Source organism: Kordia sp. E (assembly GCF_056033805.1).
This window is the reverse complement of the sequence record NZ_JBRASR010000002.1, coordinates 227,617-253,135: the sequence shown is the minus strand read 5'-3', so window position 1 is coordinate 253,135 and position 25,519 is coordinate 227,617. Positions and strand designations below refer to the sequence as shown.

Sequence of the window (25,519 nt, the reverse complement as noted above, 5' to 3'; positions counted from 1 at the left end):
CTACGTAATTATTTTGCGTAGTTATTATTGTTTAAACACCAATGTAATATTTTGGCAATATTTCGCGCATCATCAATTCCTCTGTGATGTGTTCCATCAAGTGGAATGTCTAGAATTCTCAAAGCACCTTTCATACCTACTTTTTTACGCATTCCTTTTACTTCTGAAAAGGTTGTTTTTACATTAATATGATTTGTGCCCATAGGGTATTCTACATTTCTTAAGCGACATTGCCTTTTTAGCATGTTGAGATCATATTGACCGTAACTTGCCCACGTATAGTGTTTTGGATCGTATTCTTTGCGCAGTTTTGTACAAGCTTCCTCAAAGGAAATTCCTTCTGAATCGAGTAATTCTTGTGTTATTGTTGTTAATTCTGTGCAAAATTCACTGATTTCTGAACGTTCATTTTTGACAAGAATGCCTTCGTTTTGCGTAATATTTCCAGTTTCTGTGTCTAAGACACAAATTCCGATTTCTATGATTTCATTGACTTGTCCGTCAGGAATTTTTCCATTCCAGCAAGTTGCTTCTAAGTCAACGATGATTATATTTTTTGTATGATTCATTTTTTTAATTTATTTAATTGTTCGTTTTCTTTGATTGTCCAAAGAAAAAAACCAAAAGAAAGGGCACTTTTATGAGGAATTTTTAGTTCTTTTTTGAAAGAACTAAAACCGTAATAGAAATGCTAATTTTTCTCCACGGCTTCAAAAAATTTTAACGCAGATCTATTACTATTCTGCATAAAAGATTTTCTCACTGTTGTTTAATTAATGTTGTCACTTTCCACTACATTTTTTTGTGGAACTTTTTCATCTACAATGTGTCGTACCATATTGCACCAAGAAGTTGCATTGTCTAAAATCCAAGCATCCGAACTGATAGCAATATTTCCACTTTCTGCAATGAATTTGTCAGGATTATTGTCTAATAAAACTTCCCAATTGTAATTCTTCGTTTCTGCAATTTCACGTAACATCGTTTTTAATCGACCACTGTTTGAAACAGGTTTGTCAAATATCCATATTGCCTTTTTTACGTTGTTTTTTTGTAAAAAGTCTGCAATTAATTCAATGGCTTTGCCTGTTTGTTTTACTTTTTTGTAGGTTCCGTGCACGCTTGATAAATCGCGAAAGCAACCATCTAAACCTTTGAAAAGAAAAGCTCCTGATAAAGCACTTTCTAACATGATTAGTACATTAAAACCATCTAGCATTACTTCTTTGTTTGCTAGTTGATTTGGTTGTAAACAATTTGCAGCACGCTTGATGAGTTTGTCTGAAGCTTCACTCATTCCTTGTACAGCACGTTGTTGACGATTGTTGAGTTTGTAACGATTACCAACCAATTGCAACGATGATTTTTCAGAGAATCCTCTACTCAATAAATACGATTGATCTTTTATGGCTTCTCGCATTTTTGATTGCATTTTTGGATCGCCAAACAATCGATCATCACTTCCTTCTTTTCCTCTACTTCGCGTTGCCATGATGAGTTATTTTTCCTTTTTGACCTTCAAAAACATTAGCCCGGAAGATATTAAAAGTCCTATTCCAATTAAAAGTGTAAAAGCACCATAATATCTGGTGTTGTTTTCATTGCTTAGAATTACAATGCTATATGTAGTGAGTATAATTCCAATTATTAATGTTGGAAGCAGTTTTTTCTTCATTATTTTTATAGAAGTTTTTCCCGATACTTTCATTATTTCTTCAATTTCAGTATCAGTAAAACCATTTTCTTTCAATAAGCGTTTTATCTTTGACTTGGATTCTAAGTTGGCAAGTTCATGGATAGCTTGATTAATTATTTCTTCTCTTTGCTTATTTTTGAGTGATTCTTTGTGTTTAATAATTCCCAAAGAAGTCTGTAAAAACTCTATCCACTGTTGTTTTTTCTGAGAAATATTATATTGCTCTACAATTGCTCGTGCACATTTTTTAATATTAAAATATACATCTTCTTCCGTAGCCTTTACCAAATCGTCTTTTATGTATGACAGTCCTTCATTAAACCTATAAAAATCATATACAATTTGATATAGATTTTTACTATTAATATATACTTGCCCTAAGTTTACTGAATGCTGAAAAGCAATTTTTTTGTCTGTTGTTTCAACAATATTTATACAATCTTGATAAATTTTAAGACTGATCAATTCTTCTTTCGTTGTATAGTTTGATATGACTTCAATTATCTGCTTTTTGTAATCATGAGAATCATAATCTACTTGTGTTAAATCATGTAATAATGAACCTGAATCTGGTTTGTATACATCATTTAATACTTGTATGTCTTTTTTAAAGTCTGTTTTAGAGATTTTATCAAAGAGTAGCTGATATACTTTCTTTTTTAGATCTTTTTGATTCATTATAGTATGATTTTATTTTTCCACAACTTTATACTTCTTGGGATATTTCTTTTTTTAACTTCCGAATTGACAGCTTTATTTGCTTATAAAAACTATATGGATTGTCATTCCTTTTTACTAATTGCTTGAAAGCTTTGTTAAGGTCTTTATGGATTAAGTTTTTGCCGTCAACTTTCACTAAAGTAGGAAATGATGTTGGTATACAATCTTTACTTAAATAATTGCTAAAGTCATTTTTCGCCTTACCATCAGTTATTTTAATACATGAAATGGGTTTATCATGTTTTTTAAAATAATTGTCAAAGTCAAACTTATTATGATCTGTATACAGTAAAAATATGTTACCATCATTGATTTTTATTTCTTCGTTTAATGTGAGTTCTTTGAACATGTCTTTATATAACGATATAATTATATAAAATGGACCTACAATTACACAAATTAATATACCTAATGGCACTATAAATATAGTAAAACCAATGATGTTACATATTTTCTTTATTAATTTCATTTCCTATTCTTCTTTCTACGTTTCCAAGGTGCGTTTTTACCAACATCACCAGCCATAATACAACCGTATGGCATTACTTCATCAATAACTTCACCTAAACCAAATTCTGTCATCTGGTTACGAACTGTTTCTGCATTTTTATAAGCAGAAGGTAATTCGGTAATATCAATTTCATTTGAAAAGAAACGTGCATCAATTCCTTTTGTTTCTTCATTAAAAATTTCTTGAATCGTTCCGCTTTTACTTTTTCTATGTTGCGTTCTACTTACATTTCTTCCGGCTCCATGTGGCGCAAAACCTAAGTTTGATTCAGTCGTTTTTCCTTCAACAATTAATACAGGTTCGGACATGTTTAATGGAATTAATCTTGGTCCCGTAATATCTGGCATAAACTTTTTATCCAACGGCGTTGCACCTTTTGCATGGTAGAATAAATCTCCATCTTTGAATACGAAGTTATGTTCGTTCCAGTATCTGTTTTCTTTTTCAATTCCTAACTTTTCTAAGGTTGCATCATGAAGTACTTCGTGGTTTTTCTTTGTCCACTTACGTACAATCTGTAAAGCTTCCCAATAGTTTTTTCCTTCTTCTGTATCATATGGAATCCAAGCGTTATTCTTTAACGTTTGTGGTGATAATTCTTTTCTGAATTGTTCTGCTACTTTCATTCCTTTTTTATACAAGTTTGCACCAAAACCTCTACTTCCGTGATGCGTAACCATCATCGTATTTCCAGTTTTTTTAGATGTTCCAATAAATAAGAAATGATTTCCATCACCTTGTGTTCCTAAATGCGAACGTGCTGCTGAGATACATTTTTGATCATTTAAAAAATAATTCGCTTCAATTTCGGCTAATAAATCCATTGGAAATCTAAATTGTGAATCTCTATCTCTTCCGCCAGGACCAAAATGTGTAATGCTATGCGCAGCATCTAAAACGTCTTTAGGATTTGCATCTCCAAAATCTGTCAACATTACGGAACAACAAATATCAGCACTATGCATTCCTGGATGAATGGCATTTTTTGCAACCGCAACTCCACCAACTGGAATGACACCATTTTGACCTGTAGGACAAGCATCAGGCATAATAGCTCCATTGACCAAAGTTGGTGTTTTCATTAAAGTATTCATCGTTTTAATAACCGATTCAACATTGCCTTCTTCAACTTCATTTTCTGCTTTTATATTAATTGCAAATGCAACTGGATTTTCATGTAATTCTATTTCAGGATCAGATTTGAACTGTTCCAAATACGTAAGCATTTCATCACGTTGCAATTGGTTATCATTGATGTATACAATTGCTTCTTTAAACCATTTTTTAGGTTTAAAACCTAAATCGATTAATGTGTTTCCGTTAATTTGAATTTGTTCTTTCATGACTTCTCTATTTTTTTTAATCTAACTCCGTTGACTTCAATATTCAACGGAGTATTTCTACTTTGTCATTTACAAATGACGTATTTATGATTCCGGTACAAATGTGTTACACTACTACGCAATTATTTTGCGCAGTAAAATTGTGTTCACTAATTCATATGGTCAGTTCGCTCATTATAAGTTACATAATGCATTTTGAATGTTTAGTTTAGCTCAAAAATTAAATATCATGAGAACTACAAGTTTTATTTTTTTAGCAATGGTCTTTATTTGTAATATGATAGCACAAGAATCAGATACTTCAAAAGATGAATTAGAACGGATAGATGTTTTTACACAAGAGTTTAATAATTCTTCTGATAGTAAACCTCTGGTCAGTTTTGATGATTTTAAAGAATTGGTTGGTAAAGTAGAAAAGCATCGAGAAGAACGCATGGTCGATTTAGAAACTTTTGTCAAAATGAACCAAGAAGAAGATGTTATTATCCTAGATGCAAGAGCTGAAGACCTTTATAAAAGGAGTCATATAAAAGGCGCTGTTAATTTGCCTTTTACAAAATTTACGCAGCAGAATTTGATGCGTTTGATACCTAATCCAGAAACTAGAATTTTGATTTATTGTAACAATAATATTCAAAATGATCCTATTCATTTTGCATCAAAAATTGCATTGCCAAAGAATAATCAACCACTAATGTTAGCTTTGAATATTCCAACGTATATAAACTTATACGGTTATGGTTATAAAAATGTATACGAATTAAATGATGTAATTGATATCATGAAATCAAGAGTTGATGCTTCTTATATTCAGTTTGAAGGAACTAGTTTTTCCGAAAAGTAGTAGTTGAAGAATGTCTATGACATTGGTAATATCTCTATTACTTTACCATATACATTTTTTGTCCATCCGTTAATTCTACCGCGATTGTTTCCAATCTGCAATCCTCGTTTTTCGTTTTTTCCTTTCACTAAATGTGTAAATACATTTCCGCGAACTTTACAAAAAACGATATCACCAACTTCACAATCTTCCCAAGAAATGGGTTGCAACTTTACAGGTTGCTTCGATTTTAAAAGTGGCAACATAGAATTACCAGGTTCTTTTGAAATGATGGTTTCTCCATCCAATAGTTTTTGAATTTTCCAATTCATAGTTTTTAGTTTTTAAAAGTTATATGTGCCATTATTGTCACACATATCTTTCTTAAAACTGTTTCAAAAGTATTTTCAATGAACTTTTACAAAAGAAGAAAAGAAGTGCGCAATCTTTTTACGTAGTGATGTTTTTTCTTTTGTAATTGGTTTTTGCATTTTTATAGGTTGAACTTCTTCTTTTTCAGAAGTTATTTTTGGTTCTTCAAAAACAATTGCTTCCTTTTGTTTGAAAGAAGTACAACTTTGTAACTTGCTTAATGTTTTTTCTGCAAAAGATTGAATTTTCAAGTGATATATATCTTCTTTTTCATAGCCGTAACCAGAAAATATTAATCCAAGTCTTTCATTCAAGTCATAAAAGTCCCAAAGCACTATAGAGTCTTGATCATAATCATAGTCAATCATAACTTTTTTTAAAATATTGTAATACTCTTCTAGACTAGTTTTTTGAGTGATTTCAACACAGCATTGTTCTACAGTTAATACTTTCTTGAAATCCTCGCTATATTCTAAACAAACTTCATTTTGGAGATGAAACAAACTATTTTCTAATCTATAATTTAAGGTCATTATTTTATAGAAAAAATGGTTGCTTTCTAAGTTCCTCAAGATGTTTTCATTCGTATAAAGAAATTGCTCAAACTCAGGGATGGTTATTTTTCCTAGTATGGTATTATATATTTTTAATTGTAATGTTTCCATGATATTATCTTTGAAGCAAATATGTTAACATTGTACGCAATAGTTATGCGTAGTTTAAAATTAAAACAAAAAAATTAGCCATTCGGCTAATCAAAATTAAAAATTTGTAAAATTCATCTTATTGATTATTTAAACACCAATGTAAGATTTTTGCGGTGTTATTGGCATCATCAACTCCTCGGTGATGTTTTCCTTCTAAAGGAATTCGAAGTTGTTTTAATGCACGTGCCATTCCAATTCCACGTTGCATTCGATTGCAACGTCTAAACTCTTCTTTGACATTGATATGCTGATCTCCAAAAGGATAATCTACATATTTCTGTTTGCATTGTTCGATTACTTTGTTGCGATCATAAGCACCATAACTGGCCCATGTGTACGCAGACGAATCATACTCGTCAAAGAGTATATCAATTGCATTTTCAAACGAAACGCCTTCTTGCGCAACCATTTCAGGTGTAATTGATGTGAGTTCTGTGCAAAATCGACTGATTTCGGAATGTTCAGGAATTACTAGAATTCCTCGTCGATTGGAAATTTCCCCGGAAGGAACATCCAATTCGCAAATACCAATTTCGATAATCTCGCTATGATTTCGTTGGTATTCACCATCTTGTTCCCAGCATGTAGCTTCTAAGTCTACCACTAGGATTTTGTTTGTTGTTTTCATCTTTTTAATGATTTTAATTTAATGAAACTCACTTTTTGAAAAGTCTAAAGACGCATTCAAAATTGTAAGTTGAATTAATCTCGTTGAAGAACGAGACCTAATGTTTAATGTTGACAGATGAAAGCCGACGCACAACTACTATGTAAAGAACTTGTGCAAAGAATGTTATTTAACTACGCAATCTTTTTACGCACTTCATATTTTTTTTCTATTTTCACACCAAATAAAAGAAACATGGCAATTAATAAAAACGCATTGATTCGTTATAAAACAATTGATAAGTGTTTGCAAAACCGTTATCGTCAATGGACGTTGAACGATTTGATTGAAGCGTGTTCTGATACTTTACATGAATATGAAGGTCGCGAAGTGAATGTGAGTAGAAGAACAGTGCAGTTAGATATTCAAATGATGCGAAGTGATAAGTTGGGTTATAATGCGCCGATTGTTGTGTATGATCGTAAGTTTTATAAATACGAAGATGAAGACTATTCTATTACAGATATTCCGCTGACGGAAAATGACATGAATGTATTATCTGAAACTGTAGAAATGTTGAAACAGTTTAAAGATTTTTCGCTGTTTTCAGAATTAGGCGGCATTATTCAGCGATTGGAAGACAAAGTATATACAGAAAAAACACATCAAGCTTCAATTATTCATTTAGACAAAAATGAAAACTTAAAAGGTTTGGAGCATCTGGATTTATTGTATCAAGCTATTCTGAAAAAAATAGTATTGCGGCTAACGTATCAATCATTTAAAGCGCGACATGCTTCTGAAATTATTTTCCATCCATTTATCTTGAAAGAATTTAACAATCGATGGTTTTTGGTTGGTGTTACAGGAAATAAGTCACAGATTTCCACTTTTGCATTGGATAGAATTATCAAAGTAGATTATGATTTGGACATTCCGTATAGAAATGAAAACTTCAATGGAGATACATATTATAAAAATACAGTTGGAGTGACAGTTTTGGATGAAAAACACATTCAGGAAATCATCTTAAAGATAGATAAAAGTAATGCACCTTATGTGATTACAAAACCATTTCATACAACACAAGAAATTTTAGAAAAAGACCGAGATGGTAGTGTAACTATAAAACTTCAAGTGCATATTAATTTTGAATTGGAACGTTTAATTCTTGGTTTTGGTGATGCTATTGAAGTAATGCAACCGCGATTATTGCGCAAGCGAATTCGTAAAAAATTAGAAGCTGCGGTCAGTAAATATAATAATTGATTAAATTTAAGAATGATGAGAAACCTTATATGCGATATCATTCAATCAAATCTTCTTATGAAATTGAGATACATTTTTGCATTTTTTTTGTTGAATCTTCAATTTGTATGTTCACAATCGACAGCCATAACTATTGATGGTATTTTTGATGATTGGAATTCAAGTTTAACTACATATGTAGATACGAACGAAACAATTACTGGAATAGATTTGTTAGAGATTCAAATAACAAATGATGATGAGTTTTTGTTTATCAAAATTAAAGCAGATCAAGAGTTTGATTTAACAGACGATACCATTCTGCACGAATTAGGACTTTTTATTGATACTGATAATGATACCAATACAGGGTTTGATATTCAACAAGGATACGGTTCTGAACTTGGATTGCTATTTACACGATTATATGCACATTATAATGTAACGCCATATTCACAAGTTAGTCTTTCAGACTTAAAATTAAGAGCTGCACCAACTGTAACTTCCAGTGAATTTGAAATTGCAATTGGTCGTCATGTACTTCCAGATGGAAGTAATCCGTTGTTTCCATCATCAACCATTAAAATCTTAATAAAAAACGATAGTAATTTTGATAGAGTTCCCAATATAGGAAATGTATTTACCTATACATTTGATGAAACGCCAGTTTCTGTATATACGCCGATTGATATTAATAAAAGTGTTGCTGAACAAATACGAATTGTTGCGTATAATACCTTGTTGGATGGCTTATTAGATGTAAATCGTTTGGATGATTTTGAGCGAATTATAAAGTCGTTAAATCCTGATATTATAGGTTTTATTGAAAGCGCCGGAACTTCGGAAACGTATGTGAAAGGACTTTTTGATACGTGGCTTCCTTTAGGAACAGTTGATGGTTGGTATGTGAGGAAACATGGTGGAGAAGTCACAGTTTCTCGATGGGAAATTACACAGCAATGGGATCATTTAACGCGCCAGTTTCCTGTATTGATAGATCTCCCTGATACTTTATATCATACAGATTTATTATTTACAAATGCACATTTGAGTTGTTGCGGCGCGGATGTTTCTCGACAAGATCAGGTAGATCAATATGCAGCATTTATATTAGATGCGAAAACGTCTGGTGGATTAATTGATCTTCCTGAAAATACACCTTTTGTATATGGCGGCGATTTAAATTTGGTAGGTTCTGCACAACAATTAGAAACACTAAAAACAGGCGATATTCAAAATACAGCAACTTATGGACAAGGTGGATCTTTAGACTGGAATGATACAGATTTAAAAGAAGAAAATTGCCTTCAAACTGATGTGCGAATGAATTATACATGGAGATCAGATACACAAGCATTTCCTCCAGGAAAGTTAGACTTTATCATTTTTTCAGATTTCACGCTGAAAGCAGAAAAATCATTTGTTTTACAAACAGAATTGATGTCAACAACACGATTGACTAACTATAATTTACAGCAAACAGATACTGGAACAGCTTCAGATCATTTTCCAGTTGTGACTGATTTTTCAATTAAAACTGCAACGGTGTCTCCAATTGTATACTTGCAAGGTGCAGGAATCAACCCGATTGTTGGAGAGGAACAACTCATGCGAGACGATTTACGCAGAAATAATCTTTTACCAACAACTTCACCATATGCAGATGCTATAACTTGCAATGTGAATGTTTTTAATGCGAATATTGGAGCTGAAAACAATGATATTGTAGATTGGATTTATGTAGAATTACGAGATGCTTCCGACAATACACAAGTGAAATATGGGCGTTCAGCTTTGTTACAACGTGATGGTGATGTGGTTGATATTGATGGAGTTTCTACACTAAAACTAAATGTGCCACCTGCAGATTATTATGTAGCTATTCGTCACCGAAACCATTTAGGAATTATGACTATTAGTGAAGTGCAATTATCTAGTAGTGCAGTTTCAATCAATTTTTCGCTTGATTCTAATACTATAACTTTTGGAAGTAATTCGCAAACAACCTTAGTACCTTCTGGTAAATTTGCTATGTGGGCAGGAAATGTGAATAATGATACTGTTGTGCAATATTCCGGAACAATGTCAGATACACCAACCATTTTGAGTGCAGTATTGAATGATTCAGGAAACTTTTTAAACTTTCCAACGTATGAGATTATTGGATATAATAACCAAGATGTAAATATGAATGGAATTACTCAATACAGTGGAACATCGCCAGATACTCCTTTCGTCTTACAAAATATATTAGCACATCCGGGAAATTTTCTTAACTTTGCTACTTATTTTATACAAGAACAATTACCAGGGAATTAAAACTAATTTATCAAACAAATCGACATGAAAAAAACTACTTTTATTTTATTACTTTTTACTGCTTTTTCGCTATTTACAAGCAATGTAAATGCGCAAGACGGTTACACGTATTCATTAGTGCAGGATCCTATGAATGTCTATGATTTTACAATACAAGCAGTGCCAAACGCAAGTGCTAGTAACTTTGCTACTTCTGTACAGAGTTACGGGTTTACAATTATACTACCTGATGGTGTAACAATTAATACAGGTGCTGCAACTTCTTTAGGTGGTGCTGCAGGCGCTACTTTCTTTGATGGAACTAATGTAGCACAACCAACACTTGATGGATACTTAATTACAGAAACATTAGGGAGTCCAGCTACTTTACCTGCTCCTTCAGCAGGAATGAACTCTATTATGTACAGTTTTTCAGTACAAGGAAGTCCTACGTCAGGGCTTATTTATATTTTAGAAAATAACTCAGCTTTAGCGAATACAGTTACGCCTTTAAAATCTTTTATGCAAGCTGATATGATTGATAATGGAATGGCAGAATTTGTTAATGTAGTTGATCCGAATGCTTCTGCAGTATCAGCCCCAGCATTATTTGATTTTTCAACGTTAAGTACGAATGAAGTAGAATTAACAGGTGTGAGTGTGTTTCCTAACCCAGTAAAGAATATTACTACTATATCTGGTGTAAGTGATTTAGAAGCTGTTGAGGTTACAAATATAAACGGACAACGTGTTTTAAACAAAACATCAAACCTTGAAACAATTGACATGAGTGGATTACCATCAGGAATCTATTTTGCAAAAATAAAAGCAACTTCAGGATCAAAAACTGTAAAGCTTATTAAAGAGTAATTTCTTTGCATACAATATAAACGAAGCCATTCATTAATTTGAATGGCTTTTTTTGTTCTTTTTCGTTTCTAAAACATGGGTGTGTAGTGGAATAATCTTAATGAAATATAAATAAATGCTTACTTTTAAGTATTGGTGAATTTATTTTTTAATTATGACAAGAGAAGAAATTTTAGATTTAATAGATCAAGGGGCAAAAGTGTGGAATAAATGGGTAGAAGATAAAACAAGGAATACACCTAAAATAGAACTACGCTCAGATAATACTTTAAGAGATTATAAGCGACCAAAAATTTCATTTACAATAGCAACTTTCCCTATATTAAATTTTTCTGGTAACATATTTAATAGTTTTAATTTCTCAAGGATAATTATTCACTCTTCAGAGTTTTATAATGTTACTTTTATAGAGTGTAAATTTTATAGAACTCAATTTAATGATTCAATATTTAGAAATTGCACGTTTAAAAGTTGTCGAATTGAAAAAACTCAGTTTATCAATGCTAATCTCAATCTGAGTAAATTTAAAGACTGTGTATTCATTAATTCAAATTTAAGTCGATCAGAGCAATATCGTACAGAATATCATAAATGTAGCTTAAAAGATACTAATTTGATGATGTCTAAATTAATTGAAACATACTTTTTTGAGACAATTATTAGTCGATCAAGAATATATGGAGCTTCGATTTGGAGTGTTAACTTAGATAAATCAGAAACTAGAAATTTAATCATAACGAGGAAAGGTGATTCAGAAGTTTCGGTAGATAATATTGAAATAGCTCAGTTTATCTATATGTTAATTGATAACAAGAAAATTAGAAATATTGTTACATCTCTTACATCCAAAGTAGTTTTAATTCTCGGTCGTTTTACAGAAGATAGATTGAATGTTTTAGAAGCAGTAAAAGATGAAGTTACAAAAAATGGCCATGTTCCAATACTATTTACTTTTTCTCCTTCCTCAAATAGAGATTTAACGGAAACTATACAATTGATAGCTAATATGGCTAAAATGGTTATTGCAGATATTACAGATCCAAAAAGTATTCCTCAAGAGTTAAGTCATATTATTCCAAATTATCCATCATTAACTATCCAACCGATTTTACTAAGTAGTGAGCGTGAATATGGTATGTTTGAGCATTGGGAAAGATATCCGTGGGTTAAAGAGATTTTTAATTACCATTCCAAGAAGCACCTTATTAATAATATTCCTGTTTTTTTAAAATAATTTATTTTCATCCCACTTTCTGTACTTAAAACAAAAAACCCGATCATAAATATGATCGGGTTAACATTTCTAGTGGTGCCTCCAGGAATCGAACCAGGGACACAAGGATTTTCAGTCCTTTGCTCTACCAACTGAGCTAAGGCACCAGTGCCAAATGCGGATGCAAATATAAGTGTTTTTTAAACTTGACAAAACTATTTTGCAAAAAAAACGTTTCTTAAATTAGCAGCGTTGAAAAGATATTATGAATTTAATTGTAGATGCAGGAAATACGTTCGTAAAAGTTGCTGTCTTTCAGGGAGATAAAATGTTGTCTCATGAAAGCTTCAAGAAAGAAGTATTTCAAAAAAAAATTAAAAAAACTTTAAAAAAGTTTCCAGAAGTAGATCAAATGATCACTTCTTCGGTGACAAAGTTGCGAAAAGAAACAAAAGAGTTCTTGTCTAAACTTGATTTGAAAGTGATGAAATTGACGCATGAAACAAATGTGCCTTTTCAAAATAATTATACAACGCCATCAACGCTTGGTGTAGATAGAATTGCATTGATTGTTGCGGCAGTAATGCAGTACCCAAAACAAAATGTACTTGTTATTGACGCAGGAACTTGTATAACCTATGATTTTAAAACAGATAAAGAAATATATTTAGGTGGCGGTATATCACCTGGAATACAACTTAGATATAAGACATTAAATATGTTAACTGCAAATCTTCCGTTACTCGAACCCAAAATGCCCGAAAATTACATTGGAGATTCCACAGAAAGTGCAATTCACTCAGGAGTAAGTTTAGGAGTAATTACCGAAATTGATGGGATAATTGAGCGTTATAAAGAACAATTTGCACATTTAACAGTTATTTTAACAGGCGGCGACACTAATTTCTTGGCTAAAAGGTTAAAAAATACCATATTTGCGAATTCAAAATTCTTGTTACAAGGATTGAATAATGTTTTAGAATATAATAGATACAATGATTAGAAAGTTTTTAGTATTATCAATTTTGTTGTTTATCTGCCAAGCAAGTATTGCACAGCAAGGAACAGCTTCGCCGTATTCGTTCTTAGGAATTGGAGACTTGAAGTTTAAGGGAACAACGGAAAATAGAAGTATGGGAGGAATGAGTGTCTATTCAGATAGTCTACATTTAAACTTGCAAAATCCAGCGGCATTTGGAAGTTTAAAATTCACAACATATACATTAGGAGCAAGTTACGGGCAATTAAAGCTCGAAGGTCCATCAGGAACTGATAAAGGTTCATCCACCGCATTAGACTACTTAGCAGTCGGTTTTCCACTTAGTAAAAAAATGGGAATTGGATTTGGAATCTTACCTTTTAGTTCGGTAGGATACAACTTTGAAGGAATTGGAGAAACAGGAATCGCTTCAACTCCAAACAAATTTGCACAATACGAAGGTGAAGGAGGATTGAACTCTGTATTTCTTTCATTAGGATACAAAATCACAAAAAGCTTTTCAGTAGGAGCAACTGTAAACTACAACTTTGGAAACATCAAAAATCAAAACACAGAATTTTTAGGTGAACTTGATGCAGATGGAAACTTTAGTAGAACACTAAATTATGGTACGCGTTCTAAAGACGAATCAAAGTTAAGTGGACTAAGTTATAACATAGGTGCTTACTACAAAACAAAATTCAACGAGAAACTATCACTCACAACTTCGTTAACTTTCTCGCCACAATCAGATATTAATTCAGATAACAAACGTGAGCTACTAGCGTTAAACGTATCAGGAACTGGTGGAGAAATTGTAAGTCCAGGTCAATTAGATGTTGTTGATTTAGGAAGCAAACAAACAACAGAACTAACATTGCCAACAAAAACATCGCTTGGTGCTGGTTTAGGAGAACAAAATAAATGGTTTGCTGGTGTAGAGTATACTTTTCTAAATAGTAGTAACTTTGGAAACAGTTTAACAACGATTGAAAATGTTTCATATGAAAACTCTTCAAAGTTAGCAGTTGGAGGATTTTATATTCCAAAATACAATTCATTTACAAGTTACTGGGAGAGAGTAACTTATAGAGCTGGAATTCGCTATGAGCATACAGGAATTACGATTCGAAATGAAGACTTAAATGATTTTGGCATATCTTTTGGAGTAGGATTACCAGTAGGACGAACAATATCAAACTTGAACCTTGGTGTAGAGTTCGGAAAGAGAGGAACAACAAACGCAGGATTAATTAAAGAAAACTACGTAAATTTCCACTTAAGTTTATCACTTAATGATAGATGGTTCATAAAAAGAAAGTATAATTAACCGAATAAAATTAGAGAAATGAAGAAGATTTTTACATTATTAGTAACAGGATTGTTTACGATAACAAGCTTCACAACTTTAAATGCTCAAGATTGCAAAACAAAGTTATCCCTATTTGCTGAAAACGCTAAAGCTAAGAACTATGCTGAAGCAGAAACACAATTAAACGAATTAAGAAAAGATTGTCCAACAATAAGCTCTGCATTGTATGCGTACGGTGAAAGAATTTATAAAAATAAAATCAAAACTGGCGGAGATAAGAAAGCTGCTGTTGAAGAATTGATTCAATTATATAAAGACAGAATGGCTAATGTTCCAGCTAAAACTAAAAAAGGAGATATCCTTGGGAAAATAGGAACATTAATGGTAGATCACAAAATAGGAACTACTAAAAGCCAATATGATATATTCGATGAAGCGTTCAAGACAGACTTGGCAAACTTCAAGAATCCAAAATCATTATACCAGTATTTCGAATTATACTATAACATGTATAAAGGAGGAAATCAAGGTATCGCTTTAGAAAACTTAATCCAGAAGTATGAAGAATTAAACGAAAAGTTTGAATCTGAAAGTGAAAGATTAGCAAAAACTAAAAATGGGTTGATCGCTAAAAAAGATGCTGGACAAGACTTAACGTCTAAAGAAAAAAGAAAAGAAAGAATTGCAGATACAAATGTAAAAGCAATTGCAATTTTCTCTGGTAACATGGAATCTTTAATCGAAAAAGTATCTACATGTGAAACGTTAATTCCGTTATTTAGAAAAAACTTTGACGCTAACAGAAGTAATGCACTTTGGTTAAAAAGAGCAGCCGGAAGATTAGATGCTAAAGGATGTGATGAAGATCCATTATTCGTAGAATTAGTAGAAGCAGTAGATGCATTAGAGCCATCTGCAAACTCTAAAAGATATTTATCTGGAATCTATGCAAGAAAAGGAAATGCAGCAAAAGCTGAAGAGTACTTAAAGCAATCATTAAGTATGGAAACTGATCCAATTAGAAAAGGAAAGTTATTATACAAAATTGCTGACAAGGCTAAGAAAAGAGGTCAGAAATCAAAAGCTAGAAAGTATTACTTAGATGCTGTACAAAACAATCCATCATTAGGAAGTGCATATTTGAAAATTGCACAACTATACGCTTCAAGTGTAAACCAATGTGGAAAAGATGAGTTCTCAAAAAGAGCAGGATACTGGAAAGCTGCAGAAATGGCTAGAAAAGCTGGGCAAGTAGATCCATCATTAAAAAGTATCGCTTCAAGAACTGTAAACTCATACATGAAATCAGCACCAAGTAAGTCAGATATCTTTAACAAAGGATACAAAGGTGGAGAATCAGTTCCATTAAACTGTTGGATTGGCGGAAGCGTTAGAGTTCCAAGTTTATAAAACAAATGAATATATATACAAAACATATTTTATATTGCATTGTCACAGCATTCGCTGTGACAATGCTTTTTTCATGTCAAGGCAGTTACAATAGTGAAATTCAAAAGCTATCGTATACAAAGCGTTTTCCAGCTGGTGAAGCTGAAAACATGTTTTTAGTATATACAGATTCAGGAAGAGTAAAATCTACGCTAAGAAGTCCTTATAATAAAGATTTTTCCAATCAAAAATTCCCTTTTTCAGAATTTCCAAATGGAGTTGAAGTAAAGTTTTTTGACGAACAAAACAATGAAAACACAATAACTGCTGAATATGCAATTTTGTATAGTGCTACAAGATTAGTAGATTTACAAGGGAATGTAACGCTTACTACGCATAAAGGAGATGTTTTAGAAGCACCTCAATTATTTTGGGATCAAGACAGGGAATGGATTTTTACAGAAGGAAAATTCAAAATAAGTAATGAGTATGGCGTGTTGCTACAAGGAACAAATGGAATAGATTTTAATAGAGATCTTAGCGTTATGGAGGCACATGAAATCTATGACAGTACAATTCCTATTGACGAAAAAGACAAATAAATACGATACTAACAAAACCTAAAAGCCGTGAAAATATTAAGTTATACAAAATATTTGTACCTTATAGTAGCCGTATTAGCTACATATAAAGCAATAGAATTGTGGAATGTAGGAACAGAATCATATATATTCATTGCGTTTGCAGTAATATCATTTCTTATGTTTCTCTTTAGAAGACACTACGGGAAAAAATTTGAAGAGCGAAAAAATCAAAAATAAATGGAACCACAGTTGCTCATTATCATAACGGCATTACTGTTTTCAGCTTTCTTCTCCGGAATGGAAATCGCATACGTTTCTGCGAATAAAATTCACATTGAACTCGAAAAAAAGCAAGAGGGAATTCTTGCAAAAGTATTAACTCGACTTACATTAAAACCTTCTAAATTCATAGCAACAATGCTAGTTGGAAACAATATAGCATTAGTAATCTATGGTATTTTTATGGGGAAACTGTTGCTAAGTTGGGTACATGAAACTGCTTGGCTCAATCAATACATAACTTCCGAATATGAGTTGCTTTTTCAAACAATCATATCAACACTAGTTATCTTATTTACAGCAGAATTTCTTCCAAAAGTATTCTTTCAAGTATATGCTAACAAGTTCTTGAAATTCTTAGCAATTCCAGCGTACATGTTCTATCAACTATTTTGGTTGATCTCAGAATTTGTAATGTGGATATCGAATGTTGTGCTAAAAAAATTCTTCAAAACAGAAGGAGATGAAGTACAATTAGAATTTAGTAAAGTTGAATTAGGAGACTATATTACAGAACAAATGGAAGCAACGCATCATGATGAAGATGTAGATTCCGAAATTCAAATATTTCAAAACGCATTAGAATTTTCTGCGGTAAAATCGAGAGAAGTTATGATTCCAAGAACGGAAATTGTAGCAATCGAATTACGCGAAACAACCAAAAGTTTAGCAAAACTCTTCTCTGAAACTGGATATTCTAAAATTCTAGTTTATAAAAGCAGTATTGATGATATCATTGGATATGTGCATTCGTTTGAATTGTTTAAAAAACCAAAAACAATCAAAAACATAGTAATACCTGTTGTGTTTGTGCCTGAAGCAATGTTGGCAAACGATGTGCTAAATGTGCTCACAAAAAAACATAAAAGTATTGCTGTCGTTTTAGATGAATATGGTGGAACATCCGGAATCATTACGGTTGAAGATATCGTAGAAGAACTATTTGGTGAAATTGAAGATGAACATGATGTTACGGAATTGCTCGAAAAAAGAATAGGAGAATACGAATACATGTTTTCTGCCCGATTGGAAGTTGATTACATCAATGAAACCTACAAGCTAAACCTTCCAGAAAATGAAAATTACGAGACACTTGGAGGACTTATTGTGAGCGAAACTGAAGAAATTCCTCAAAAAGATGAAGTCATCATTATCAACAATGTAAAGTTCACAATCCTAGAAGTTTCCAATACAAAAATTGATACAATTCAACTACAAATTCTTTCAGAAGATTAAAATCCATTAAATAAACGAATTAATACGCGGTTCTTCTTTTATTATTTAGTAGGAAATTGTATTTTCGCCCACTGAATTTCATAAAATTGAAGATAAATGGCAATTCTTGCAAAAATTAGACAACGTACATTAGTTTTAATCTTAATCATTGGATTAGCGCTATTTGCTTTCGTAATCTCAGACGTATTTACAAACTCAGATAACGGAGCAAAGCAACCAAGCGAAATAGGATTAGTAAACGGAGAAAGCATTCCATACAGAAGCTTTAGTAACAATGTAGAAAATGTATTAAACCAAGCTAGAGGTAGCCAGTCTACTATTCAAGTGGTAAATAATGTTTGGGATCAACAACTACGAACTGAGTTAATCTCTCAGCAATTAGACGAATTAGGAATCACTATTGAGAAAGATGAAATCTGGAACTTAATGATTACCAATCCAAACTTCACAAACAATCCTCAATTTCAAGATGAAGCAGGAGTTTTTGTAGAAGGAAAGCTAAGAGAATATATTAATACACTTGAAGCTACAAAAAATGACAAAGATGATCCTACAAAAGCTGCACAGTATCAAAGCTGGTTAGCAACAGAGGAATTCTTTATCAGTCAAGCAAAACAAAACCTTTACTACAACTTAGTAAAATCAGGTTCAATTGCAACGGTAAAAGAAGGAGAGTTAGCATATCGTTTAGAAAATGATAAAGTAACTTTCAAATATGTTCAAATTCCTTACAATACGGTAAAGAATGAAGATGTAGAGATTAAGAAAAGTGATATCAAAAACTATATCAACAATCATAAATCTTTGTTTGAAGAAGATGCTTCAAGAGATATTCAATATGTATATTTTGAAGAAAAGCCTTCTAAAGAAGATGAAGACAATGCAAAATCTGAAATCGCTGATATGATTACAGCTTTTGAAGCTTCAACTGAAGCCGAAGGATATGCAATTGAAAACACAGATACGAATGAAGCTAGTACATTTTTATACAAAAATCAATTGCCTAAAGATGTAGCGGAAAATTTATATGCAACTGAAGTTGGAAAAGTATTCGGCCCATACAAAGTTGGAGACTTATACAAAATTTCTAAAGTTGTTGAAGCACAGCAAATGCCTGATTCTGTAAAGAACAGACATATCTTAATTCGTTTTCAAGGTTCGGCTGGAGCAGATCCTGATTTAAAGAAAACTAAAGATGAAGCTAAAAAACAAGCTGACAGTATCTTGGCAATCGTAAAAAGAAACAAATCTAAATTTGCTAGTATCGCAAAAGAAATGTCAGATGACAGTTCTAAAGATAAAGGTGGAGATTTAGGTTGGTATTCTAACCTTTCAGGATTAACGCCAGCATACAAAGAATACATCTTTGGAAATAAAACTGGTGATATGGATGTTGTAGAATCTCCTTTCGGATTCCACATCATTGAAATTCAAGAACAAAAAAATCAGCAAAAAGCTATAAAACTAGTAACAGTTACAAAACTAGTAGAGTCTTCTGAAAAATCATTAAGTGATTTATTCACAACTTCTTCAAAATTTGAAGCAGATGCAGGAAAAAGCGATAATGCTTTTGTAGAAGTTTCTAAAGCAAACAACTACGAAGTAAAGCCTGTAAATAAAATGAAAACGTTAGATTCAAGAATTTCTGGAATCGTAACAGATCAACGTCAAATTGTACGTTGGACATTTGAGCCTGGAACAAAAACAGGAGATATCAAGCGTTTTTCTGTTGGAAACGGATTTGTAGTAGTTCAGTTAACTCAAAAACATGCTGAAGGATTAGCAACTGTAGAAGATGCTTCTGCACGTGTTATTCAGTACTTAAGAGATGACAAAAAAGCTGAAATGATCAAATCTAACAATACGGCAACTACATTAACAGACTTAGCGTCAGCGAACGGTTTGCAAGTTCAAACAGCAACTTCTTTATCAATGAGTGCACCTGTAATTCCAGGAGCAGGAGAAGAGAAAAAAGTAGTTGGAGCAGCATTTGCATTAGCTGAAGGAACAACATCAAAACTAATCGCTGGGAAAAAAGGTGTGTACATGATTGAAGTTGTAAAAAATACGCCAGCAGCAGCAAAAGATAGTTACTTAGCAGAAATGAATATGTTAAGAAATCAGAGAGCTTCAAGCGCAACAGGAACAGTTTTCAATGCGTTGAAAAGTGCTTCTGAAATTGAAGATAACAGATCTATTTTCTACTAAGAAATATATAAAATAACATTCTAATCATAGAATGCTAAAAAGCCTGTAAAGTAATTTACAGGCTTTTTTTATAGTGCTATTTGTTATTTTGTATTTATTTCGGAATCACACTCTTTAATAATATATTAATTTGATTACCTTCTCTTCAATATGTATAAACAAGTAGAGTTCTTTTCTAAATTGGTGAATGCTTGTTTGTGCGACGATCTTCAGAAATAATGAGGGAAAAGTGGAACTGCGAAGCAAAGCTTCAAGCATGAAACGCATGAGCGAATGTTGCATAGCAATTTCCTATAGATCGTCTTGACTTTTTTGGCTCGTTTTTGTGTCAAGACAAAAATGAGCGTTACTGAAAGATTCTTGTGTAATTTTGGACTTAAGTAGAAGTCAGGTTCATTAAAGCATCATCTCATCAAAAGGGACAATCGTTTCATATCCTTTCGATTGAAAATAATTTGGAGTATCAGCATTTCCTGTTGCCAAAATAAAATCGCCGCCCCAAGCGCCTAAACTCTTAGTTTGTCCAAAGTAATCTGGAAACAAACGTTCTTGCACAGAAATTTCTTGAATGATATCTGCAATAATAGCTTCGTGTTCTTTCAATAATAAATTAAAATCAACCAAAGACGAACTTGTAATCATTTCAGAAGTAATCGCGTTAACGATTTTAATTTCATTAGCAATCTTTCCTTTTCGATTATTATAATTATTGATAGCATTTCTACTATTTTGTTTTTTGTTTAAATGCACAAAGTATAATTGATCGCTAAAAGAAGGATTAAAATTAACTTCGGTAACAATTGGTTTCTTCTTTTCAAGTTGATACACAATTGGAGTATTATGCTTTGCAGCAGCAATATCATAACCACTTCCTTTAAAAGCGTTCCAAAGTAGTGTAAACGGATTCACATTTGCCCAAAGCGCTATATTATGAATTAACGTAGATGAAGAACCTAATCCCCAATTTTGAGGAAATGTTAAGGTGGTTTTTATATGAAAACCTGTTGTGTTATTTAAAAATTCAAGATTCAAGCGTTTGGCTTCCGCCAGAAGATTATTTAAAGTTTGAGAAACTTCGTCAGTATATTGTGTATCAGGAGCAATAGAATTCAAGTCAAAATCATTCTGAAACCAAACAACTCCATTGGTGTCTGCGCTTTCCCAAACTAATTTTGAAGCTTCAATTGGTGTTACCATTAATGATTGTCCGTATGTTGTCGGAATTGCCAAAGCTTTTGCGCCATCTAACACGACGTATTCGCCTGTTAACAATAGTTTTCCGTTGCTATAGAAATTCATTAGGCTTGAGCTACTTTATACGCGTTAAATGCATTTACAACGGCACTATGCGTAACGGTTTTATCTTTGAAGAACTCAATAAAATGTTTTTTCTCTGTTTCTGTAGCTTTCAATTGGTTTAGAATATTCACCAAATGCATTTTCATATGTCCTTTTTGGATTCCTGTTGTAACCAATGAACGAATCGCAGCAAAATTTTGCGCCAATCCAGCAACGGCAACAACTTGCATCAATTCCTTTGCATTTGGTTTTCCTAGCATTTCTAAAGCTAATTTCACCAATGGATGTAAAGAAGTCAATCCACCAACAGTTCCTAACGACAATGGAATTTCTATCCAGAATTTGAAAATACCATTAGTTACTTCAGCGTGTGTTAAGCTCGAATAACGTCCATCTTTTGCAGCATATGCATGAATTCCGGCTTCTACAGCTCTAAAATCATTTCCGGTAGCTAACACAACGGCATCAATTCCGTTCATAATTCCTTTATTATGTGTCACAGCACGATATGGTTCTACTTTCGCAATTTGAATCGCACGAACAAACTTAGCAGCAAACTCATCAGCGTCCATTGTTTCTCCTTCGGTTAAAGAACTTACAGGACAACTCACTTCAGCTTTTACAATACAATTTGGAACATAATTAGAAAGAATACTCATCACAATCTGAATCGATTTTTCTTGTTCTGAAAAAGCGTCAAATGACTGTGCGGTATCTTTAAATGTTTTGGCAAACTGTTCTAAACATGAATTTATAAAGTTTGCGCCCATAGAATCAACTGTTTCAAAAGTGCAGTGCAGCTGAAAATATCCGTCGAGTTCTGTTGTCTTATCTCGTAATTCTATATCCGTAATTCCACCACCACGTTTTTCCATATTTTGTGTAATATGTTGTGTGGAAGCAAATAATTCAGCTTTAACGGAATTAAAATATGCTTGTAGTTTTTCGGTCGAGCCGAAATACATAAAGTGAACTTGTCCAACTTTTTCTGTACTTACTACTGTAGTTTTAAATCCACCACGGTCAAGCCAAAACTTTGCAGCTTTACTTGCAGCAGCAACTACCGAGCTTTCCTCAATTGCCATTGGAATAGCATATAATTGATCATTAATCAAAAAATTAGGCGCAATTCCTAACGGAAGATAAAAGTTAGAGATGGTATTTTCTATAAACTCATCGTGTAACTTTTGTAATATCTCATCTGAATTCCAGTATTTCTGCAACGTATCAATAACTGTTTCGTTGTTTTGAAAATAGGTAGTAGCAAGCCATTCAATTTTTTCGCTTTTGGAAAGTTTTGAAAATCCAGCAATGGGAGCAATCATAAAAAAGGGTTTAATATCCGTTAGATGTCGCAAAGATACACAATGAAAAAGTACAATTTTACTTCCAATGCGCTAAAATATAGATGAAAAACAAAGCTTTTAGCATCAAAAGTGATTCAAAGTGAATATTTTATAGCGTGTTTAATGCAAATTAACTGCTAATGATGGCTAAAAAGAATCATTTTCTTTGAATTATAATTTAAGGTTTGATTTTTGTGGTACTTGCTTGATATTTGTATATTGTCAGCCTTAGAATTAAAAATTACTCAAAATAATAGGCTTTCAATAAGCATATTCTTAAAAACTTAACACGAATGAAATTAAAATATATTTTTCTTTTTGTCTTTTTGGGGCTAACGAACTTTACAATAGCACAGCAAAAAGAAATTACATTAGAAGAAATTTGGAGTGGTGCTTTTAGAACTCGTGGAATGGACGTGTTGCATTCAATGAACAACGGACAACAATATACGATACTCAATAGAAGGTCGGGTTCTGTTGACAAATACGATTACAAAACGCTTCAGAAAGTTGAAACCATTGTAAGTGCTGGCGATCTTTCGGAAATTAATTCATTTTCTTCTTATAGTTTCAGTGATGACGAAAGTAAATTGTTATTAGCAACAAACGTAGAAGCAGTATTTAGAAGGTCTACATTAGGGATTTTTTACGTGTATGATATTGCATCAAAAAAAGCAACAAAGATTTCAGATAAAAAAATACAAGAGCCAACCTTTTCTCCTAACGGAAAAAAGGTTGCTTACGTTTATGAAAACAATATCTATGTAAAAGATTTAATGTCCGGAACGGAAAAACAAATCACAACAGATGGTGTTAATAATAAAATCATCAATGGAGTTACGGATTGGGTGTATGAAGAAGAATTTGGTTTTGTAAGAGCTTTTCAGTGGAACGCAGCAAGTGATCATATTGCATTTATTCGTTTTGACGAAACAGCCGTTCCTGAGTTTTCAATGGACGTGTATGGAAGTCAATTATATCCTAAACAACATGTGTTTAAATATCCTAAAGCTGGAGAGAAAAATGCAGACGTTTCATTGCATTTATACAGTTTAAATTCTGGAAAAACATCTGAAATCAATCTAGGGAACTATACTGATTTCTACATTCCAAGAATTAAATGGACAAATGATCCAGCTGTATTAAGTGTACAAGTAATCAATAGACATCAAAATGAATTGGATTTGATTATGTACAATGCAGCTACAAATCAAACAGCAATCGCAATCAAAGAAACAGATAAAGCATATGTTGATATTACCGATAACTTAACGTTTTTGGCAGACAATAGTTTCATCTGGACAAGTGAAAAAGATGGATTCAACCATATTTATCACTACAAAAAAGACGGAACACTGATCAACCAAGTAACCAAAGGTAATTGGGAAATAACTAGATACTATGGATACAATGAAAAAGATGATATTATATATTATCAATCTGTAGAAAATGGTTCTGTTAACAGAGATATTTATGCTATTAAAATTAATGGAAAGAAAAAGAAAAGACTCTCTGCAAAAGACGGAACAAATGCTGCTAAATTTAGTGCAGACTTCACATATTATATCAATACGTTTTCAAGTGCAACAACACCACCAGAATATTCATTGCATCTAGCAAAGAATGGTAAATTGGTGAAAGAAATTAAAAACAATGCGAACGTAAAAGAAAAATTAGACAACTATAAAATGTCTAAAAAAGAATTCTTTACATTAACAACAGCAAAAGGTCATGAGTTAAATGCTTGGATGATAAAACCTGCAAACTTTGACGCTTCAAAAAAACATCCTGTATTCATGTACCAATATTCAGGTCCAGGTTCGCAGCAAGTGAAGAATAGTTGGAATGGTAGTAATGATTATTGGTTTCAAATGTTAGCACAAAGAGGTGTAATTATTGTGTGTGTTGATGGACGTGGAACAGGTTTTAAAGGAGCAGACTTTAAAAAAGTAACTTATAAAGAATTAGGAAAATACGAAGTAGAAGATCAAATTGATGCAGCTATAGAATTAGGAAAACGTTCGTATGTTGATAAAGATCGTATCGGAATTTGGGGATGGAGTTACGGAGGATTCATGTCAAGTAACTGTCTCTTAAAAGGAAATGATGTATTTAGTATGGCAATTGCAGTAGCACCAGTAACTAGCTGGCGTTTTTATGATACAATATATACAGAACGTTACATGCAAACACCACAAGAAAATGCAAGTGGATATGATGACAATTCGCCAATCAATCACGTGGAAAAATTAAAAGGAGATTACTTAATTGTTCACGGAACAGGTGATGATAACGTACATGTACAAAACACAATGCGTATGATTGATGCCTTAATCAAAGCAAACAAACAATTTGACTGGATGGTTTATCCTGATAAAAATCATGGAATCTATGGTGGTTATACACGTTTACACTTATATACGAAAATGACAAAATTCATAGAGAATACGTTACTTAAAAAATAATTTCTAACAATATA

General features: G+C 32.5%; 22 protein-coding genes and 1 tRNA gene. 12 read left to right on the top strand and 11 right to left on the bottom strand.

What is annotated here, in order from left to right:
* Positions 1-8 precede the first annotated feature (8 nt).
* The 5 genes from ACUUYC_RS03935 to ACUUYC_RS03915 form a co-directional block, all read right to left on the bottom strand.
* Positions 9-569: a 3'-5' exonuclease gene (locus tag ACUUYC_RS03935; RefSeq protein WP_474264073.1), complete on the bottom strand. Its 561-nt coding sequence runs from the start codon at positions 567-569 to the stop codon at positions 9-11.
* A gap of 200 nt (positions 570-769) precedes the next feature.
* Positions 770-1,492, bottom strand: coding sequence for a DUF434 domain-containing protein (locus ACUUYC_RS03930; RefSeq protein WP_474264071.1), 723 nt, complete (start codon positions 1,490-1,492; stop codon positions 770-772).
* A 6-nt stretch (positions 1,493-1,498) separates the two neighbouring features.
* Positions 1,499-2,374 carry a hypothetical protein gene (locus ACUUYC_RS03925; RefSeq protein ID WP_474264069.1) on the bottom strand — a complete coding sequence of 292 codons (876 nt, stop codon included), beginning with the start codon at positions 2,372-2,374 and terminating at the stop codon, positions 1,499-1,501.
* Between the two features lie 28 nt (positions 2,375-2,402).
* On the bottom strand, positions 2,403-2,885 hold the full coding sequence (locus ACUUYC_RS03920) for a hypothetical protein (protein WP_474264067.1): 483 nt from the start codon (positions 2,883-2,885) through the stop codon (positions 2,403-2,405).
* Positions 2,882-4,270: an RtcB family protein gene (locus ACUUYC_RS03915; RefSeq protein WP_474264065.1), complete on the bottom strand. Its 1,389-nt coding sequence runs from the start codon at positions 4,268-4,270 to the stop codon at positions 2,882-2,884. The genes ACUUYC_RS03920 and ACUUYC_RS03915 overlap by 4 nt, the downstream gene beginning before the upstream one ends.
* Before the next feature lie 229 nt (positions 4,271-4,499).
* Here ACUUYC_RS03915 and ACUUYC_RS03910 point away from each other — a divergent pair, with 229 nt between their 5' ends.
* Positions 4,500-5,114: a rhodanese-like domain-containing protein gene (locus ACUUYC_RS03910; protein ID WP_474264063.1), complete on the top strand. Its 615-nt coding sequence runs from the start codon at positions 4,500-4,502 to the stop codon at positions 5,112-5,114.
* 14 nt (positions 5,115-5,128) lie between these two features.
* Here ACUUYC_RS03910 and ACUUYC_RS03905 read toward each other — a convergent pair whose 3' ends face one another.
* From ACUUYC_RS03905 to ACUUYC_RS03895, 3 genes are all read right to left on the bottom strand, one after another.
* Positions 5,129-5,425 (bottom strand): hypothetical protein, encoded by a 297-nt coding sequence (locus ACUUYC_RS03905; protein WP_474264061.1) that lies wholly within the window; start codon positions 5,423-5,425, stop codon positions 5,129-5,131.
* A gap of 75 nt (positions 5,426-5,500) precedes the next feature.
* Complete coding sequence (locus ACUUYC_RS03900) at positions 5,501-6,130, bottom strand: hypothetical protein (RefSeq protein ID WP_474264059.1); 630 nt, start codon at positions 6,128-6,130, stop codon at positions 5,501-5,503.
* A gap of 118 nt (positions 6,131-6,248) precedes the next feature.
* Complete coding sequence (locus ACUUYC_RS03895) at positions 6,249-6,800, bottom strand: 3'-5' exonuclease (protein WP_474264057.1); 552 nt, start codon at positions 6,798-6,800, stop codon at positions 6,249-6,251.
* Positions 6,801-7,034: 234 nt separating this feature from the next.
* Here ACUUYC_RS03895 and ACUUYC_RS03890 point away from each other — a divergent pair, with 234 nt between their 5' ends.
* The 4 genes from ACUUYC_RS03890 to ACUUYC_RS03875 all read left to right on the top strand — a co-directional run bounded on the left by ACUUYC_RS03890 (position 7,035) and on the right by ACUUYC_RS03875 (position 12,429).
* Positions 7,035-8,048 (top strand): helix-turn-helix transcriptional regulator, encoded by a 1,014-nt coding sequence (locus ACUUYC_RS03890; protein ID WP_474264055.1) that lies wholly within the window; start codon positions 7,035-7,037, stop codon positions 8,046-8,048.
* 57 nt (positions 8,049-8,105) lie between these two features.
* Positions 8,106-10,346 carry an endonuclease/exonuclease/phosphatase family protein gene (locus tag ACUUYC_RS03885; RefSeq protein ID WP_474264053.1) on the top strand — a complete coding sequence of 747 codons (2,241 nt, stop codon included), beginning with the start codon at positions 8,106-8,108 and terminating at the stop codon, positions 10,344-10,346.
* A 24-nt stretch (positions 10,347-10,370) separates the two neighbouring features.
* Positions 10,371-11,195 carry a T9SS type A sorting domain-containing protein gene (locus ACUUYC_RS03880; RefSeq protein ID WP_474264051.1) on the top strand — a complete coding sequence of 275 codons (825 nt, stop codon included), beginning with the start codon at positions 10,371-10,373 and terminating at the stop codon, positions 11,193-11,195.
* Between the two features lie 154 nt (positions 11,196-11,349).
* Entirely contained in the window at positions 11,350-12,429 is a 1,080-nt protein-coding gene (locus ACUUYC_RS03875; protein ID WP_474264049.1) for a hypothetical protein, read from the top strand.
* A gap of 73 nt (positions 12,430-12,502) precedes the next feature.
* Here the strand turns inward: ACUUYC_RS03875 and ACUUYC_RS03870 are convergent.
* Positions 12,503-12,575 (bottom strand) — tRNA-Phe (locus ACUUYC_RS03870).
* 98 nt (positions 12,576-12,673) lie between these two features.
* Here ACUUYC_RS03870 and ACUUYC_RS03865 point away from each other — a divergent pair.
* The 6 genes from ACUUYC_RS03865 to ACUUYC_RS03840 all read left to right on the top strand — a co-directional run bounded on the left by ACUUYC_RS03865 (position 12,674) and on the right by ACUUYC_RS03840 (position 20,395).
* Complete coding sequence (locus ACUUYC_RS03865) at positions 12,674-13,411, top strand: type III pantothenate kinase (protein WP_474264047.1); 738 nt, start codon at positions 12,674-12,676, stop codon at positions 13,409-13,411.
* Positions 13,404-14,717, top strand: coding sequence for a BamG family beta-barrel-assembly machinery protein (gene bamG / locus ACUUYC_RS03860; protein ID WP_474264045.1), 1,314 nt, complete (start codon positions 13,404-13,406; stop codon positions 14,715-14,717). The genes ACUUYC_RS03865 and bamG overlap by 8 nt, the downstream gene beginning before the upstream one ends.
* An 18-nt stretch (positions 14,718-14,735) precedes the next feature.
* Entirely contained in the window at positions 14,736-16,109 is a 1,374-nt protein-coding gene (locus ACUUYC_RS03855) for a hypothetical protein (protein WP_474264043.1), read from the top strand.
* Positions 16,110-16,114: 5 nt separating this feature from the next.
* On the top strand, positions 16,115-16,690 hold the full coding sequence (gene lptC / locus ACUUYC_RS03850) for an LPS export ABC transporter periplasmic protein LptC (RefSeq protein WP_474264041.1): 576 nt from the start codon (positions 16,115-16,117) through the stop codon (positions 16,688-16,690).
* 219 nt (positions 16,691-16,909) lie between these two features.
* A complete protein-coding gene (locus ACUUYC_RS03845) occupies positions 16,910-18,187 on the top strand; it encodes a hemolysin family protein (protein WP_474264039.1) in 1,278 nt (425 codons plus the stop codon).
* A 96-nt stretch (positions 18,188-18,283) separates the two neighbouring features.
* Complete coding sequence (locus ACUUYC_RS03840) at positions 18,284-20,395, top strand: peptidylprolyl isomerase (protein WP_474264037.1); 2,112 nt, start codon at positions 18,284-18,286, stop codon at positions 20,393-20,395.
* 396 nt (positions 20,396-20,791) lie between these two features.
* Here the strand turns inward: ACUUYC_RS03840 and ACUUYC_RS03835 are convergent, their stop codons facing one another.
* Both ACUUYC_RS03835 and ACUUYC_RS03830 read right to left on the bottom strand, forming a co-directional pair.
* Positions 20,792-21,694, bottom strand: coding sequence for a GYDIA family GHMP kinase (locus tag ACUUYC_RS03835; RefSeq protein ID WP_474264035.1), 903 nt, complete (start codon positions 21,692-21,694; stop codon positions 20,792-20,794).
* On the bottom strand, positions 21,694-23,019 hold the full coding sequence (locus tag ACUUYC_RS03830) for a hydroxymethylglutaryl-CoA reductase, degradative (protein ID WP_474264033.1): 1,326 nt from the start codon (positions 23,017-23,019) through the stop codon (positions 21,694-21,696). The genes ACUUYC_RS03835 and ACUUYC_RS03830 overlap by 1 nt, the downstream gene beginning before the upstream one ends.
* A gap of 314 nt (positions 23,020-23,333) precedes the next feature.
* Here ACUUYC_RS03830 and ACUUYC_RS03825 point away from each other — a divergent pair, with 314 nt between their 5' ends.
* A complete protein-coding gene (locus tag ACUUYC_RS03825; RefSeq protein ID WP_474264031.1) occupies positions 23,334-25,505 on the top strand; it encodes a S9 family peptidase in 2,172 nt (723 codons plus the stop codon).
* Positions 25,506-25,519: the final 14 nt, after the last annotated feature.

What these genes read in the sequence shown, in the direction of transcription:
- ACUUYC_RS03935 (WP_474264073.1), bottom strand. Translation starts at nt 569, where the DNA reads ATGAATCATACAAAAAATATAATCATCGTTGACTTAGAAGCAACTTGC.
- ACUUYC_RS03930 (WP_474264071.1), bottom strand. Translation starts at nt 1,492, where the DNA reads ATGGCAACGCGAAGTAGAGGAAAAGAAGGAAGTGATGATCGATTGTTT.
- ACUUYC_RS03925 (WP_474264069.1), bottom strand. Translation starts at nt 2,374, where the DNA reads ATGAATCAAAAAGATCTAAAAAAGAAAGTATATCAGCTACTCTTTGAT.
- ACUUYC_RS03920 (WP_474264067.1), bottom strand. Translation starts at nt 2,885, where the DNA reads ATGAAATTAATAAAGAAAATATGTAACATCATTGGTTTTACTATATTT.
- ACUUYC_RS03915 (WP_474264065.1), bottom strand. Translation starts at nt 4,270, where the DNA reads ATGAAAGAACAAATTCAAATTAACGGAAACACATTAATCGATTTAGGT.
- ACUUYC_RS03910 (WP_474264063.1), top strand. Translation starts at nt 4,500, where the DNA reads ATGAGAACTACAAGTTTTATTTTTTTAGCAATGGTCTTTATTTGTAAT.
- ACUUYC_RS03905 (WP_474264061.1), bottom strand. Translation starts at nt 5,425, where the DNA reads ATGAATTGGAAAATTCAAAAACTATTGGATGGAGAAACCATCATTTCA.
- ACUUYC_RS03900 (WP_474264059.1), bottom strand. Translation starts at nt 6,130, where the DNA reads ATGGAAACATTACAATTAAAAATATATAATACCATACTAGGAAAAATA.
- ACUUYC_RS03895 (WP_474264057.1), bottom strand. Translation starts at nt 6,800, where the DNA reads ATGAAAACAACAAACAAAATCCTAGTGGTAGACTTAGAAGCTACATGC.
- ACUUYC_RS03890 (WP_474264055.1), top strand. Translation starts at nt 7,035, where the DNA reads ATGGCAATTAATAAAAACGCATTGATTCGTTATAAAACAATTGATAAG.
- ACUUYC_RS03885 (WP_474264053.1), top strand. Translation starts at nt 8,106, where the DNA reads ATGAAATTGAGATACATTTTTGCATTTTTTTTGTTGAATCTTCAATTT.
- ACUUYC_RS03880 (WP_474264051.1), top strand. Translation starts at nt 10,371, where the DNA reads ATGAAAAAAACTACTTTTATTTTATTACTTTTTACTGCTTTTTCGCTA.
- ACUUYC_RS03875 (WP_474264049.1), top strand. Translation starts at nt 11,350, where the DNA reads ATGACAAGAGAAGAAATTTTAGATTTAATAGATCAAGGGGCAAAAGTG.
- ACUUYC_RS03865 (WP_474264047.1), top strand. Translation starts at nt 12,674, where the DNA reads ATGAATTTAATTGTAGATGCAGGAAATACGTTCGTAAAAGTTGCTGTC.
- bamG (WP_474264045.1), top strand. Translation starts at nt 13,404, where the DNA reads ATGATTAGAAAGTTTTTAGTATTATCAATTTTGTTGTTTATCTGCCAA.
- ACUUYC_RS03855 (WP_474264043.1), top strand. Translation starts at nt 14,736, where the DNA reads ATGAAGAAGATTTTTACATTATTAGTAACAGGATTGTTTACGATAACA.
- lptC (WP_474264041.1), top strand. Translation starts at nt 16,115, where the DNA reads ATGAATATATATACAAAACATATTTTATATTGCATTGTCACAGCATTC.
- ACUUYC_RS03845 (WP_474264039.1), top strand. Translation starts at nt 16,910, where the DNA reads ATGGAACCACAGTTGCTCATTATCATAACGGCATTACTGTTTTCAGCT.
- ACUUYC_RS03840 (WP_474264037.1), top strand. Translation starts at nt 18,284, where the DNA reads ATGGCAATTCTTGCAAAAATTAGACAACGTACATTAGTTTTAATCTTA.
- ACUUYC_RS03835 (WP_474264035.1), bottom strand. Translation starts at nt 21,694, where the DNA reads ATGAATTTCTATAGCAACGGAAAACTATTGTTAACAGGCGAATACGTC.
- ACUUYC_RS03830 (WP_474264033.1), bottom strand. Translation starts at nt 23,019, where the DNA reads ATGATTGCTCCCATTGCTGGATTTTCAAAACTTTCCAAAAGCGAAAAA.
- ACUUYC_RS03825 (WP_474264031.1), top strand. Translation starts at nt 23,334, where the DNA reads ATGAAATTAAAATATATTTTTCTTTTTGTCTTTTTGGGGCTAACGAAC.